The sequence below is a fragment of the Rhodococcus sp. IEGM 1366 genome (assembly GCF_033142425.1).
GTDB classification, from domain to species: Bacteria; Actinomycetota; Actinomycetes; order Mycobacteriales; family Mycobacteriaceae; genus Rhodococcus_F; species Rhodococcus_F globerula.
This window is the reverse complement of record NZ_JAWLRZ010000017.1, coordinates 46,400-60,993: the sequence shown is the minus strand read 5'-3', so window position 1 is coordinate 60,993 and position 14,594 is coordinate 46,400. Positions and strand designations below refer to the sequence as shown.

The window sequence follows — 14,594 nt, the reverse complement described above, 5'->3', positions numbered from 1 at the left end:
CTTTTTGCGTGCGCAAGGTGAACTCCATTCTCATTTGCTTACCCGTCCCTGCTCGTGAGGGTTCGGAAGATGTCTGTGCTTGTGGGACTTCGTGTATCAGGCGGGATTTTTTGACAGCACCGAACTCTGACCAGTTGCCTGCAGGAGCGCCGAGTCGTCGAGAGGGAAGTGGCAGGCGACGAAGCGACCTGGACGAACCTCTCGAATTTCCGGCTCATCAGAGGCGCACTGTTCTTGCGCCAACGGGCAACGTGTCCTGAACCGGCACCCACTCGGCGGATTCAGCGGCGAAGGCAAGTCGCCAGAGAGTGCGGCCTCCCGAATCGGAGCATCGGGATCAGGTTCTGGAATCGACTGTGCGAGTGCACGAGTGTAGGGATGGGCCGGGGACGAGAAGAGTTCCTCCGAAGTTCCGATCTCACAGATCTTTCCGAGGTACATCACCACGATGCGGTCACTGAGGTTCTTGACCACGGCCAGATCATGGGCGATGAAGACCATCGTGAGCTGGTACCGCTCCTTCATTTCATGAAGCAGGTTCATGATCTGAGCCTGAACCGAAACATCCAGTGCCGATACCGGCTCGTCGCAGACAATCACCTCGGGATCGAGCACCATAGCGCGCGCGATGGAAATGCGCTGGCATTGACCACCCGAGAATTCGTGGGGACGGCGGTCTGCGGCAGTATCAGGGTCAAGTCCGACCCGCTCGATCATCGCCTGCGTCTTGGCCAGAACCTCCGACTTGCTCAGGTCGTCGTGTATGCGCAGACCCTCGGCGATGATGTCCTTGACCTTGCGCAACGGGTTCAGCGAGGAAATCGGATCCTGAAAGATCATCTGAATCTTGCGGCGTTGGCGGCGCAACGCAGCGCCTTTGAGACCGACAACGTTGACGCCATCGAACTCGACCGATCCGGAGGTAGGACCCGGAAGTTGCATGATTGCCTTCGCCACACTGGACTTGCCGCAACCGGACTCACCGACCAGGCCGATTGTCTCACCGCGGATAGCGTCAAAACTGACGTCCGACACTGCATAGACTCGCTGTCCGCCACGGCCGGCGTACTCCACCACCAGATTTCGAACGCTGAGAACGACGTCATCCTGGTCGCGTAGATGTGCTGTTCCACTACCAGCCATCAGATCATCACCTCATTACCAACCGGGGTACCCGCAGCAGTGAAGCCTGCTTCGGAATTTCGTAAACGAGCGGCATCTCCGTCAGCGGTGCCCAGCGGGAAGAAGCAGGCTGCCGAGTGTTCTGGCTGGAATGGATCTATCTGCAGGGTCGGGGTTTCCTCGAGACAACGAGATTGCGCTGAAGCACACCGCAAAGCGAAACTGCATCCCGCAGGTGGGTCGATCACAATCGGGGGACGCCCGGGAATGGACGGAAGCCGAGTATGGCTCGGATGAGAAACCTTGGGGATCGCATCAATAAGTGCCTTGGTATAGGGATGGCGCATGTTTGCGAACAATTGGCGTGTAGGCGCCTTCTCGACTACACGTCCGGCGTACATCACCGCAATGTTGTCAGCACGGCCGGCGACCACACCCAAATCGTGGGTAATGAGGATCATGGCCATTCCCGACGATTCCTGCAGATCCTGCAGAAGGTTCAGGATTTGATGCTGAACTGTCACATCCAGCGCGGTGGTCGGCTCGTCCGCGATAAGTAGTTTGGGTGAGCACGCGATGGCAAGTGCGATAGTAACGCGTTGACGCATACCTCCCGACAGATTATGCGGGTACTGGCTGAAGCGCTTCTCCGGTTCGGGGATGCCTACCATTCGGAGCAGTCGTGTCGCCTCTGCCGTGGCTTGCTTCTTGTCGAGACCGAGGTGGAAACTGAGCGTCTCGGTCAGTTGCTTTCCGATGGTGATCACCGGCGTCAGCGACGTCATCGGGTCTTGGAAAACCATCGATAGGTCCACGCCCCACAAATGCGGGTTGTCCTTGCGGGTAACTGTTGCCAGATCCACTCCGTTGAGGATGATTTTGCTACCCGGAAGGACATGCGCGTTGGGAGCGAGGATCTTCATGATCGCCCGGGACAGAACGGATTTGCCCGATCCGGATTCACCGACGATGCCCAATGTCTCACCGCGACGCAAATCGAGATCGACACCTTCAACGGCCCGGACCAGCCCTTTCGGCGTCTGAAACCACACCCGGAGATCCCTGACCCGAAGTACTTCGGTCGAGTCGACATCCGCCGAAGAATGTTCGTGCTCGGGAGACTTGATTGCCTGACTCATATCGCCGAATCCTTTCCAACACGTCCACGAACCCAGTCGCCAATCCTGTTGAAGGAGAAGACGGTTACGAAGAAGAACAGCGCTGGTATCAGTACAAGCTGAGGGTGCCGGCTCATCTGTTCGCGACCAGCTGCGAGCATGCCACCCCAGCTGGGAGTCGGCGGGGGAACACCCACGCCGAGGAAACTCAAAGATCCCTCGGCGATCACGAGAGTCGCCATCACGACCAACGCCAGCGACAGAATGGGTAGCATGACATTCGCCAGCAGTTCACGGAGCAGGATGCGTAGCGGTGATGCACCCAAAGATTTTGCAGCAGTAACGAACTCGCGTTCAGCAAAAGCCAACGTGTTGGCCCGAGCGACACGTGCGAAGTTCGGGATGCCCATGATGGCCAGCGCAATCACCAGTGTGCTCAGGCTCGGCTCGAGAACTGCCACCATGGCGATCAGGAAGATCAGCGGAGGAAAAGAAAGCGTGAAGTTGATGAACAACGAGATGAACTTGTCAACTGTTCCTCCGAAGTAGCCCGCGAGCATCCCTAGGGTTACGCCGAGGACAAGCGAGATGCTGGTGGCACCGATGGCAACTGCCAGCGACACACGGGCGCCGAATATTAGGCGAGACAAGACATCTCGACCTAGCGAATCGGTTCCGAGAATATGCCCGTCAGTTCCGGGAATCGCATTGAAAACGCTGGAAACGTCGTTCGGATCCGGCAGAGGCAGTACGTTCGCGAAAATCGCGCCCAGGCACACAACGGTAATCCAGATAACACCGATCAGGGCGCCGATATCACGCCGGCGCCGAATGGGTTTGATAACCACTTCTGGCAGTGGGGACTGCGCGTTCCGTTCCGCCACGGCGACGGATCCGGGCGAATCCTGGATAACTTCGCTCATGACGTCCTTTCCTTCCTGACTCTCGGGTCGAGTAGCGGATAGGTGAGGTCAACCAATGCGTTGATGAGTATGTATCCGACAGCGCAGACCAGCACCACAGCTTGCACCACGACGTAGTCGCGGGAGTGAATTCCATTGATGGCTAGTGTTCCCAAGCCGGGGAGAGAAAAGATCGCCTCAACCAAAATGGTGCCTCCGATGAGCCGGCCGATCACCATTCCGGACACAGTTACCAACGAGAAGGAAGACTGCTTCAATGCGTGCCCCGACAGGATGCGCCATGTCGGAAGCCCACGCGCGCGGGCCGACAGAACGTGGTCCTGCTGGAGAGTAGTCATCATATCGCCCTTGAGAATTCGTATGAAGAGCACGATTTCGGACGCGGCAAGAGTTACCACCGGAAGTATCAGTTTCTCAATATGTGCAATCGGGTCTTCCGAGAACGGCACCCACCCCATCGGCGGAAAGATATTCAGTGTCATTGCAAAAACAAAGATAAGCACGATTCCCAGAACAAAAGACGGTGTTGCCAACATGGCCGACGAAATGATCGTGGTCACCCGATCGACTATTCCGCCCGGACGGTATGCCGACCAGACTGCCGTCGGAATCGCTATGACCAGAGCCAAAATTATGGAAACCAGAGCAAGTTCAAGGGAGACGGGAAGCCGCTCCATGATCGACTCTCCGACGGAAACGCCCGTCTGATAGGACCTGCCGAAGTCACCATGGAGAACCCCTCCCATCCAACTGAAATACCGTTGCAGCAGTGGATCATTGAGTCCGTACGCATCCCTGGCGGCGGTTATCTGCTCAGGGGAGGCATCTGGTGGAAGAAGCGCATCCACTGGGTCGCCTGGAATCAGCTCGAGGAGCAAGAACACCGCCACCGATACCATGAACAGCAGCATCAGGAACTGGAACAGCGAACCAGCTCGCTGCGTGAAATTCCATGTTTTCACTTTTCTACCATCTCTTTACATCCCAATCTCTTTAACCCCACGGGACATCCTTCTTCCGGAATTTGCTCGAGAAGCGCAGTCAAGCGAGTGGGGAACAGCGGTGCGATGACAGTTACGAAGCGCGTCCGGATCGAAAGTGGACCGACGTGCCGGCCGAGAAGTCAGCTGAGGCGATATGCCTTCGGCCAGTTCACTTCCCATGCAGTTCTGGTGAGGAAGGTCTGCAGTTGAGCCGGCTCGGATACTGGCATCGTCGTCCTCACGCGGTCTCGGGATCTAACCAGTTCGTTGAGCACTCCTACGAAACAGCGCTCGTTATCGTTCCGGATAACGGAACGCATGTTCCGTGTTTCGATTAAGCTTGGCAGCTGAGGTTGTCAGCGTCAAGGGGTGTGCCCGGTCCTGTTCTTCAGGAGACCCATTCGCTCTGGACGATCAAGGTAATTTACTTGGTTTAAGAACTCAGTTCTCGGCAGAGTCCGATGTGTGTAGTGGTGCAGAGCCGTAATCTCGGTCGGCCGTAGAAGGTTGAAGTTTCGTGGATTCGGCGGCAATCGACCCAGTCGATCTTCCCGCCGGTTTGCGAGTTCGGGCTGTTCACAGGCCAAAAACGGCCTCTATGTCTGACGGGTTCGGGCGTGCTGCACTCACCGCATATCTTCACGAAGGCGTTGTCCTATCTGGCGATATCGCGCCGGTGCGGACACGATCAGGCCTCGGTAATTCGCGTCGCCCCTGGAGCTGCGGTGCTCAGTGGCGGCCTTGTGAAAGCTACAGATGTGAGCTGGGATCCGCAGTCGTTTCGGCGAATAGGTGCCGACAGATTGGCAATGCCTCCGGGTTTCAACGCTCAGATGACTAGATCGAATTAAGCGCCACTCGGTTTTGTCATCGCTCACAGCATGCGCCGTCGGCTACCCGGGGAGTGAATATATCGACCATCGGTTGCCGTGCACATGCCCTTCGGTCATTGGAGTTACCACCAACACGACCGTACGGTCCTATTTGACTAAAATCGGCTGTCTGCAATGGATTTGGTACCCAGGCGTATCTGCCTGTCTCGAGCAGCCAGAGCCTTCGGGGCTACAAGACCGCGCCGTAAAGTGTCGACCCGCTAAAGCCGATTCCTGCAGCGATTCTTGTGGCGGGGGGAACGAATACGGAAGTCAGCCGAGATCAGCATGTTTCGGCGGAATCTGACATTCGGTCAACTCGTAGGTACAGTCCCGCCCATACTGACAGTGAGGATCTCGGCCGAGTGGACGACGAGTCCGGCAAGGACAGGTTCGTCTGTTTCGTTGAACCGACTCTCGGGGATCGTGACGCCGACATCGCCGAAAACCTCACCGGAGGGCCCGAACACGGGTGCGGCCACCGCCACGGCACCAACGATCCGTTCGGCTCGGGAACTGGCGTAGCCCTGGCGCTTAATCTCTGTAAGGCGTTCGGTGAGGCGCAACGTATCGTCGCTGATATCAGGCGATGTGCCGAGTTGTTTTTCCACGATCTCGCGGCGATCCTCATCGGGTAGGAACGCGAGGATCGCGAGTCCACTCGCGCCGGTGTGGACCGAGAGCCATTTGTTCAGTTGGAGCACGTAGCGGAGCGGATGAGCGGACTCGATGGACAAAGTGAACATCATCTGTTGACGTTGACTACTGTAAACACTGAGAAACGAGGTTTCTTCGCTGCGTCGAGTGAGCTCGCAGAGAACGTCGTTCGCCTTGTCGTGTAGTGGGAACTGGGCTATCGAGGTTCGGGCGATTCGCAGGAATTCCAGTCCGACTCGGTAGGTGCCGCTGGGTGTCCGATCTACCATTCCGAGTTGTTCAAGTTCGCCGAGTAGACGGTGGGCTGTGCTCGCGCTCGCGCCCAGTCGCGTACCTAATTCTCGGACACCGTAGGCCTCTTCACCGCTGTCGACCATGTGGACCAAAAGTTGTATCGCTCGCCCCAGTGGATCACGGCGCCGCCTGATTTCGTTCTGCTCCAACAGTTCCTGTGGACTTTCTACGACCAAGTTCATCTCCTCGGGATCTGCTCTTTGCGTCATTCGTCTTCTGTGTGGCACTTGACTCTTCACAGCGAAACGAGTGTCCCGTTCAATCGAACGTTAGCATCAACGTGGTCTCGCTGCGTGAAGTCGGGAGTCCAGCGCGACCCTTGCTCGGGTGTACTCCGGAAAGCGCGTCGACATCAAGCAATGCATGTGACCGCACCATTTGTCGATGCTCGTGTCAGGTGATTGACACAATCCAAGCTACTATGCTTAATTGCTAGGATTCGATGTGGTCGGACCTGGATCGGTCCAACTCTGACCTGATCCAGGCATGGAGGCTGGCGCACTGCTGTGCGGCAGTCGGTCCGAGGTGAGTGCGAGGGACTGCCGGATCAGGGAGCGAGATGATCGCGAAGTGGTTGTGAACGACTGCAAGGGCTTTTTGCCATTTCCAGTAGGCATCGCGCTCGAACCGACACCCGCGAGGTAGTCGGCACCGTTCCGGATGTGTGCCGGTGTAGAGATCCCGGTACCGATACACAAACGCACCGGTGCACAACGATACCGGTGCGCAGAGGGAAATCGATCGATTGCATTGTCATGACACGAGAGGGTGACCATGTCTGAAAACACAAGAAGCATTATAAATGCTCAAGCTCGTGAGCGTGACTTTCGCGTCAAGATGATCTACCACCCTGTGCTTCACGTTGTTGATCTCGACGAAGCCGAAGATTTTTACCGGAGGGTTTTCGGCCGGTCGAGCACCCCCCTCGCGTCGGTAAGGAAAGCACCGCCGAAGCCGAATCATTCCATCGACCATTCGATATTTACTTCTGTTGGCGACGTTCTGATCGACAGTCTTGATCCGAAGCGGTACATCACTGGGGGAGTCCAGCGACCTGCAGTCGAGCAGGGACATTTGCAGACCTTCGGTTGGTACATCGAGGGAATGCCCGAGCTTTACCGCGAACTCAAGCATCAAGGCATCCGAGTTACCAACAGCCAGGACGAAATTGCCGAAGGCGACGAGCTGCCGATGGCCGGCCCGATTCCGCACTTCCATACGCTTCCGGTGGATGCCGGAATTCGTTACTACTTCTTTCCGCTGTTTCCCTTCAAGCCTGACCTCCGACTGACGCCTGACTGGTCTATTCCCGTTGTGTCAGAAGATGACCCGCTGGGCATCGAATACTGTTCGCACCACACGGTATTGACTGATAACCCGAACCGGGCACACAAGTTTGTCGTCGATGTCTTGGGTGGAACAGTCATCCATGAGGGTCACGACGATGTCCGGTGTGTCACCGGTTCGTACGTTCATCTTGCCGATGCGATCCTCCAGTACGCAGCACCGGATGCAGATTCGGCCGCGCAAGCAGACCTTGCTGCGAATGGTGCGGACGACGTGTATCACGCAATAACATGGAAAGTTGTCGACATCGATCGGGTCGAACGTCATGTCGAAGCCCAGGGCTTGCGCATCTTGACCCGCACTGACGACACGATCATTACCGACCCCTCTACGAGTCTCGGTGTCCCGTGGGGCTTTACAACCAAGAGGGTCCCAGGTGATCCGCGTTGAACATGTACGCCTGCGCGCACCGGGACGCCCAACCGCTGGGTTTCGAGAAGATTGCCGGAAAATATGCTTCCCATTTCTTAACAAACTGTGCTTAACTATCTGTGTTGGCAGTCACATCTCGAACCAAAATTGTGGGCATCCGCCGCCCATCCCACCCGCACCCTTCGATGCCCATTCCGTCTGTGTATCGATGTGCTGACCCAGGAGGTCGTATGAGTACGGAAACTCTGACCTACGCAGACGTTGTCGCAGGTGTCCAGGCCAGCCTCGCTGCATACACCCAGGCGATGGATTCTGGCCGTTTCGACGACGTCCTAGCCACATTCAGCAGCGACGCCGTATTCGAGATTCCCAATTTCGGTGTGGTTGCCGAGGGGCACGATGCGATCCGTGAGTACTACGCGACCACGACAGGTGGGGCGCCCTTACGGCATGTGGTCGTCAATACGCTTGTCTCCGATCAGAAGGAAGGCGAGGTAGAGGTGAGCAGTGACCTCCTCGTCCTTCAAAAGGGCGACGCCGGTTGGGGGCTCATCATGGTCGGTAAGTATCAGGACATCCTGCGGTCCGTCAGCGGCGCGTGGCTGTTCCAGCGCCGGACACTGTCCTTTGCAATCTGAGTTCCAAGGTCTTCGATCGACCGGCTGGTCAATTCGGAGTGCTCCGGGAACCAGCCGAAAGTCCGAGAATCAATCCGGTGCCTCCGGAAGATAATGCCGCGTTTGAAAGGTCCATGGTTATGGCCGTTAGGGATTGGTCGAAGTTCGTGAGTCTTTTTGAGGGATTGGGTCGGTGCTTGTGATGAAGCGTGTGGCGGTGGTGACCGGCGGCGGTTCAGGTATCGGCAGCGCAATTTGTCAGCGCCTAGGTGCCGACGGTTACGCGGTCGCTGTTCTCGACCTCAATGGTGACGGTGCCGAGTTGACAGCGAAAGAGATCGTAGCTGCCGGTGGCCAGGCTGTCGGGTATCAGCTTGACGTCAGTGATCGAACTGACGTCGATCGCGTCCTCGGAGAGGTCCGGGCAGAGCTGGGTTCAGTGAGTGTGCTGGTTACCAGTGCCGCGGTTGCCATTCAGGAGCCGTTCGCGGAAATCAGTGTGGAGTCCTGGAATCGGATCATGGCGATCAACCTCACCGGTACATTCAACTGTGCGCAATCGGTTTTGCCGGAAATGGTCGAATCTGGTTGGGGCCGCGTAGTTTTCATTTCCTCGTCGAGTGCACAGCGTGGCGGTCCGAAGATGGCCCATTACGCCGCGTCGAAGGGGGGTGTGATCGCGTTGACGAAGACGCTTGCTCTCGAATACTCGCCGTTGGGCGTGACGATCAACAACATTTCCCCATCTTCGATCGACACCCCCAGTGTTCGCCGTAAGCAGGAAGCCGGTCTGGTCCCGTCGAATGAAGTGATGGGCCGACATATTCCAGTGGGCCGCATGGGCACCGGCGCAGATATCGCAGGGGCGTGTGCGTACCTGTGTTCTGACGACGCGTCCTTTGTTACCGGGCAGACCGTCAGCGTCAACGGCGGTTCCTACCTCGCCTGAACCTCGCCGTAGCCGCGCCGGCTACGGCGACAGGTCTATTCCGGACAGGAATCCTTTTCTCCAAGGAGACAACGTTTCATGAGTACCTTGACCATCAACACACTGACGGCGTCCATGGGCGCAGAGATCAGCGGCATCGGCCTCGACCAACTGCTTCACGACGACACTGTCCCGGAACTGATCTGGAACGCACTACGCGAGCACGGCGTCCTTCTTTTCCATGACCTCGGGTTCACTCCGGACACCCAACTCCAATTCAGTGAACGACTCGGCACCCTGGACCGCACCAACGGGGAGCAGTACAACGAACCCGGAATTCAGCGGGTCTCGATGGACCCGAAGAAGAACGGTGGCCAGGAGACCGTGCGCGGCACGTTCAACTGGCACATGGACGGCTGCACTCTGCCCGCCGAGAAGAACCCCTCACCGGCAACAATCCTCACCTGCGCGGTCACATCCGAGACCGGCGGCCAAACCGAATTCGCCAGCACCCGTGCATTCTTCGACTCGCTCAGCGATGAAGAGAAGGACCGGTTGTCGACGATGCGGGTTGTGCACTCCGTCGCCGGTTCCCGGCGACGAGTGATCCCGAACCCTACTCCGGAGCAGGAACAGGCCTGGGCGGCGATGCAGAGCCGTGAACACCCGATGGTCTGGCGGCACCGTGAGGGCCGCCCTTCGGTGATCATCGGCGGCACGTCGGACTACATCGTGGGTATGGGTAAGGACGAAAGTCGGTTGTTCCTCGACGATCTCGTTGCTCGGGCCACAACGCCGGATCGGGTGTACAGCCACGAATGGTCGGTCGGTGACACCGTGATCTGGGACAATCCGGGGATGCTGCACCGTGTGCAACCCTACGAAGACGGTTCCGCGCGCGAAATGATCCGCTGCACACTTGTCGGTGAGGAACCCACTGAGTAACACCCAGCTTGGGTTTGTAGGGTCTGCTGCACAGCCGCAGAAAACGTAAGGCAATATGTCAACGCGTAGACCGTGTGGGGGAGGTCGACAAAGGTGAGCGACCCCAGTCCGACTGGATCGTCAGTCCCGTCTACCAGAGCACAATGGAGTGACGCAGTGAGTGAACCCCGGATTGTTCCTCGCCCCCTGGAAGATTGGGACGAAGAAGTTCGAGACGCGTTGTCTGTCCTGAGCACGGGCAAGAGCAACTCGACTGTCGGCGCGCAGCCACCGGTCGTGACTCCTCCCCAGCCCCGATCAGTGCCCAACATCATCGCTATCTACGCGTGGCACCCTGAGTTGAGTCGCAGTTGGCTGACGTTTTCCAATCATCTGCGCGATTCGACGTTGAATGAACGGGACCGGGAGCTACTCACGCTCGGGACTTCATGGTTACGACGAGGTGAGTACGAGTGGGCGCAACATACAGGAATGGGTCGAGCTGCGGGGCTCTCCGATGACGAGATCGAGGCCGTCAAAATTGGCTCATCGGCGACTATCTGGAGTCCGATGGATGCGGCTTTGCTCCGCGCCGTAGAAGAAATCTGCCAGGACCGTTACGTTTCCGACGCCACCTGGGCTGAGCTTGCAACATACTTCGATCGCAAGCAGATGATGGACGTGGTTTTCCTGATCGGCGCCTACGACATGCATTGCATGGTGTTTAACACCTTCGGGCTGCAACTGGAACCTGGAATGCAAGGTTTCTAGTCGCCCTGGACTCCCCACGATGAAAGTCCTTGTGGAGCAGTCGGTCAATTCGCAGGGGGACGTACCCACTGGTGCGGCCCGCCCCGACGGCCTGTGGGGGACGGTTGTCGATGCCGCGAATCGGAGTCGCCGGGTCCAACACCTGTGATGCACTGCGCTGTTCGGGGCAGTCGACCGGTTAGGCGCTCGAGCGTCCACTACCGCTGAAAGGATCGGATCCGATTCCGCCTGATGGTATGAGCGGTGGACTCGATGCCTTCCGAGCGGCGACAGTCAATGTGTTGTGGGCTCGGTGATCTGCACACGCTCGTGGCGAGCGCCCACTCATATCTACAAGGCTGAAGGTGAGGTTTCGGATGAAATCATTGAGTGATCTGCTACGTAACTGTATGCAACTCGGATATGTGGCAGACGATATCGATGCCGCCGCAGAATTTCTCGAGAAAACGCTGGGGACAGTCCAGTGCGTGAAACACTATCGATCGTCATTGGGTCGTCGGCCTGATGAGATTGCGGCCGAAGAGTCCTCACGTGCGAATGGGAATGAACCCCAGGGATCGTTCGTAGTTGTCGGAGGAACAATAGCCGAAGAATGGGTGATCGATGTCGCGTTGGTCAACGCCGGCGCAACCAACATCGAGATCATTCGGCCGGTCAGTGGCGCGGTCGATCTTTACCGGGGCGCACTGCGCGGCGGTGCTCCAGCGACACTCCATCACATGGGTTTTCGCGTGGACGATTTCGACGAGGCATCCGCAATCGTTGCCGAAAGTGGGCGTACGTGGGCGCAATACGGAAGAAGCGGCGGTATCCGGTTCGGTTATCTGGATCTGACGGCGGAACTCGGTCACTTCGTCGAGGTGATGGAACTCGACGAAGCCGGTGCGAGCGGATTCGCGAAGCTGGAAGCGGCCTCGAACGCGGTCAATTGATTTCCGCTACATCGCGTGTCGCGCATTTCCGGTAATACACGAGAGGAATGAAAGTGGAAAGCAATAAGATTGATGACATCTACGATGTCATCGTCGTCGGTTCAGGTGCCGGGTTGGTCGGTGCACTCGCTGCGGCTTCGCGCGGTCTGCAGACTCTTGTCATCGAGAAGACCGAGTTCATCGGTGGTACAACCGCATACTCGGGGTCTGGCCTGTGGCTGCCAGGCAATGTCGCGGAGCGTCGCGCCGGGGTCGACTCCGGTCCGGATCAAGCCCGGCCTTATCTGGATGCGATCGTCGGTGACGATGCTCCCTCTGCGCTGAGAGAAGCCTTCCTGCAGGTGGGGGCGCCGATGATCGACGAACTGGAGAGCCATGAATGGCTTGGACAGTTTTACTGGCAGGGCGTTCCTGACTACTTCGAGAAGGCTCCGGGCAGCTTGTCGACCGGGCGCACGATTTTTCCTGAGCCGCTTGATCGTTCGGCTTTGGGTGACCTCGAGCCGCTGGTTCGGCGACCGCAGTGGGCTGAGCGTTCGGGTGCAGAGCCGGGGCCCGTCATGACTGGCGGGCAGGCGCTGATCGCTCGACTGTTGCTTGCCTTCGTAGCCACTGGTAACGGAACGATCCGCACAAACACCGGTCTGGAGCGGCTCGTTCTGGAGGGCGACCGCGTAGTTGGGGTCGACGCGACCACGGATGGTGGATCGATAACTATCCGTGCGCGTCAAGGCGTGCTCCTTGCAGCCGGTGGCTACGAGAGGAACGCTGAACTGCGTCAGAAATATCAACCGGAAGTGACGGATGAATGGTCCCAGGGAGCGCCCGGCAATACTGGTGATGCTCTAGTTGCCGGGATGGAAATCGGTGCTGCGACTGATCTACTCGAGGAAGCCTGGTTTGCTCCGGGACTGGTGGTTCCCAATGAGCGTCCGGTGTTCTATACCTCTGTGTGGAGTGGCATTTGGGTGAACGATGCCGGTGAGCGTTTCATGAATGAACGACTTCCGTACGACAGGTCGGGTCATGAGATACTTCGTGCGCACCGAGCGTCGGAGGTGTCGCATCTGCCGACGCATTGGGTGTTCGATCAACGCCAGTTCGACAACGAACGGGCATTTGCATCGCCTCCGGTCGCACCGCAGTCCACGAATTGGTTCGATGTGGACAAGTTCCTCGCTGCCGGTGTTCTCCGAAAGGCTGACACACTCGAGGAGTTGGCAGAGCTTATCGGTATTCCGGCAGGCGCCCTGACGAAGAGCGTCGAGCAGTTCAACGAGTACGCGCGCAGCGGCAAGGATGAAGCGTTCGGCCGAGGCGACGCACCGTGGGATCGAATCATCGTCGGTATGTGTGGCAGTCACGAGGACGGCCCGAATCCGTGCCTGGGTGTAATCGACAAGGGGCCGTTCTACGCGGCGCAGATCGTACTGTCGGATCTCGGGACGAAGGGCGGACTGAAGACGGACGAGAACTCCAGAGTTCTGCGGGAGGATGGGTCTGTGATTTCAGGTCTCTATGCCTCGGGCAACACGATGGCACCGATGACTGGTCGGATTTACCCCGGTGCGGGTGGTCCGGTGGGATCGTCGATGGTCTTCTCGTACCTGGCTGCTTTGGACATGGCTGGTCCGAACGGCTGATTCGCGAAGTGTCAGATGAAAGTCGATGGCCCCGAAGGATTTCCTTCGGGGCCATCGACTTTCTGATCTGGTGTTTATGCAGCGTCGGTTGAGTGACCAGGAAAGAGCGAGAGTGCAGGATCCAAGGCGACGGCTGCGTTGTTGACAGCTGTGGCAACCTCGCCGAACCCGACCGACATGAGCCGAACCTTGCCTGTGTACGACGTGATATCGCCGGCCGCATAGACATGTGCGGCGGTGGTCTGCATACGAGTGTCGACGACGATCGTGCGGCGGTCCAAGTCCATGCCCCATTCAGTCAGCGGTCCGAGATTGCTGATGAATCCCAAGGCGGCGACTACCGCGTCCGCCGGGAGGATTCGAGGCTCACTCTGACCGTCGATTCGAATGTGGGCTTGCTGCAGTGTGCCGTTTCCGTGGAGCGCCTCTACCTGTGCGTCGGTAATGATCTCGACGCCGCTGTCCATCAATTCCTGAACACTCGCCGCGTGGGCTCGGAACGCGCTGCGGCGGTGTACCAAAGTGACGGATCGAGCGATCTTCCGCAGGGCAAGGGCCCAATCTACGGCGCTGTCGCCGCCGCCCACGACGAGTACGTCGCGGTCAGTGTGTTCCTGCGGGTCGGGTACGAAATAGCTCAGGCCACGATCGAGAAACTCTTCTCCGGCCGGGAGTGTGCGGGGAGTGAAGGTCCCGATGCCGGCGGTGACGATCACTGCACCGGCATTGACAACGGTGCCATCGGAGAGTGTGACAACAGGGCGACCGTCGGTGTAACCGAGAGTGACTGCTTGGCGCCCTAGAAGGTAGATCGGTTTGAAAGCGTCGGCTTGTGCCTTCAGCGCAGCGACAACTTCCCGGCCGAGAGAGCCCGGGACGGCTGCGATATCGCGGATCTCCTTCTCGGGATACAGTGCGGTGATCTGTCCTCCGCACTGGGGAAGGGCATCGACGAGCACTGTGGACAAGCCGCGAAAACCTGCAGAGTATGCACCGAACAGTCCAACGGGACCTGCACCGATGATGAGGATGTCTGTCGTAACGGTCTCGGCCATGGGCCAACCTCCTGATGTGTGGCAACGATGAGTTTG

General features: G+C 58.1%; 13 protein-coding genes. 7 read left to right on the top strand and 6 right to left on the bottom strand.

Translation table 11 applies throughout. The features are described from left to right. Window positions 1-96: 96 nt before the first annotated feature. From R4P64_RS31810 to R4P64_RS31790, 5 genes are all read right to left on the bottom strand, one after another. Window positions 97-1,143: an ABC transporter ATP-binding protein gene (locus tag R4P64_RS31810; protein ID WP_033236759.1), complete on the bottom strand. Its 1,047-nt coding sequence runs from the start codon at window positions 1,141-1,143 to the stop codon at window positions 97-99. Next, entirely contained in the window at window positions 1,143-2,261 is a 1,119-nt protein-coding gene (locus tag R4P64_RS31805; RefSeq protein WP_051730735.1) for an ABC transporter ATP-binding protein, read from the bottom strand. The genes R4P64_RS31810 and R4P64_RS31805 overlap by 1 nt, the downstream gene beginning before the upstream one ends. After that, the gene (locus R4P64_RS31800) at window positions 2,258-3,163 is read right to left on the bottom strand and encodes an ABC transporter permease (RefSeq protein ID WP_080711851.1); all 906 of its coding nucleotides are present in this window, start codon (window positions 3,161-3,163) and stop codon (window positions 2,258-2,260) included. The genes R4P64_RS31805 and R4P64_RS31800 overlap by 4 nt, the downstream gene beginning before the upstream one ends. Next, entirely contained in the window at window positions 3,160-4,125 is a 966-nt protein-coding gene (locus R4P64_RS31795) for an ABC transporter permease (protein ID WP_233364783.1), read from the bottom strand. The genes R4P64_RS31800 and R4P64_RS31795 overlap by 4 nt, the downstream gene beginning before the upstream one ends. A 1,207-nt stretch (window positions 4,126-5,332) precedes the next feature. Beyond that, window positions 5,333-6,178, bottom strand: coding sequence for an IclR family transcriptional regulator (locus R4P64_RS31790; RefSeq protein ID WP_080711852.1), 846 nt, complete (start codon window positions 6,176-6,178; stop codon window positions 5,333-5,335). Between the two features lie 565 nt (window positions 6,179-6,743). On the opposite strand from R4P64_RS31790, the gene R4P64_RS31785 reads away from it, so the two are divergent. The 7 genes from R4P64_RS31785 to R4P64_RS31755 all read left to right on the top strand — a co-directional run bounded on the left by R4P64_RS31785 (window position 6,744) and on the right by R4P64_RS31755 (window position 13,503). Next, entirely contained in the window at window positions 6,744-7,706 is a 963-nt protein-coding gene (locus R4P64_RS31785; protein ID WP_218833732.1) for a VOC family protein, read from the top strand. Window positions 7,707-7,918: 212 nt separating this feature from the next. After that, window positions 7,919-8,326: a nuclear transport factor 2 family protein gene (locus R4P64_RS31780; RefSeq protein ID WP_033236762.1), complete on the top strand. Its 408-nt coding sequence runs from the start codon at window positions 7,919-7,921 to the stop codon at window positions 8,324-8,326. 181 nt (window positions 8,327-8,507) lie between these two features. Further along, window positions 8,508-9,254 (top strand): SDR family NAD(P)-dependent oxidoreductase, encoded by a 747-nt coding sequence (locus R4P64_RS31775; RefSeq protein WP_033236804.1) that lies wholly within the window; start codon window positions 8,508-8,510, stop codon window positions 9,252-9,254. A 78-nt stretch (window positions 9,255-9,332) separates the two neighbouring features. Further along, complete coding sequence (locus tag R4P64_RS31770; RefSeq protein ID WP_033236763.1) at window positions 9,333-10,178, top strand: TauD/TfdA dioxygenase family protein; 846 nt, start codon at window positions 9,333-9,335, stop codon at window positions 10,176-10,178. A gap of 300 nt (window positions 10,179-10,478) precedes the next feature. After that, window positions 10,479-10,928, top strand: coding sequence for a carboxymuconolactone decarboxylase family protein (locus R4P64_RS31765; RefSeq protein ID WP_179300762.1), 450 nt, complete (start codon window positions 10,479-10,481; stop codon window positions 10,926-10,928). A gap of 356 nt (window positions 10,929-11,284) precedes the next feature. Continuing rightward, complete coding sequence (locus tag R4P64_RS31760; RefSeq protein ID WP_257013220.1) at window positions 11,285-11,860, top strand: VOC family protein; 576 nt, start codon at window positions 11,285-11,287, stop codon at window positions 11,858-11,860. A gap of 53 nt (window positions 11,861-11,913) precedes the next feature. Further along, window positions 11,914-13,503, top strand: coding sequence for an FAD-dependent oxidoreductase (locus R4P64_RS31755; protein WP_257013218.1), 1,590 nt, complete (start codon window positions 11,914-11,916; stop codon window positions 13,501-13,503). Window positions 13,504-13,577: 74 nt separating this feature from the next. Here R4P64_RS31755 and R4P64_RS31750 read toward each other — a convergent pair whose 3' ends face one another. Further along, complete coding sequence (locus R4P64_RS31750) at window positions 13,578-14,558, bottom strand: NAD(P)/FAD-dependent oxidoreductase (protein WP_033236766.1); 981 nt, start codon at window positions 14,556-14,558, stop codon at window positions 13,578-13,580. Window positions 14,559-14,594 lie beyond the last annotated feature (36 nt).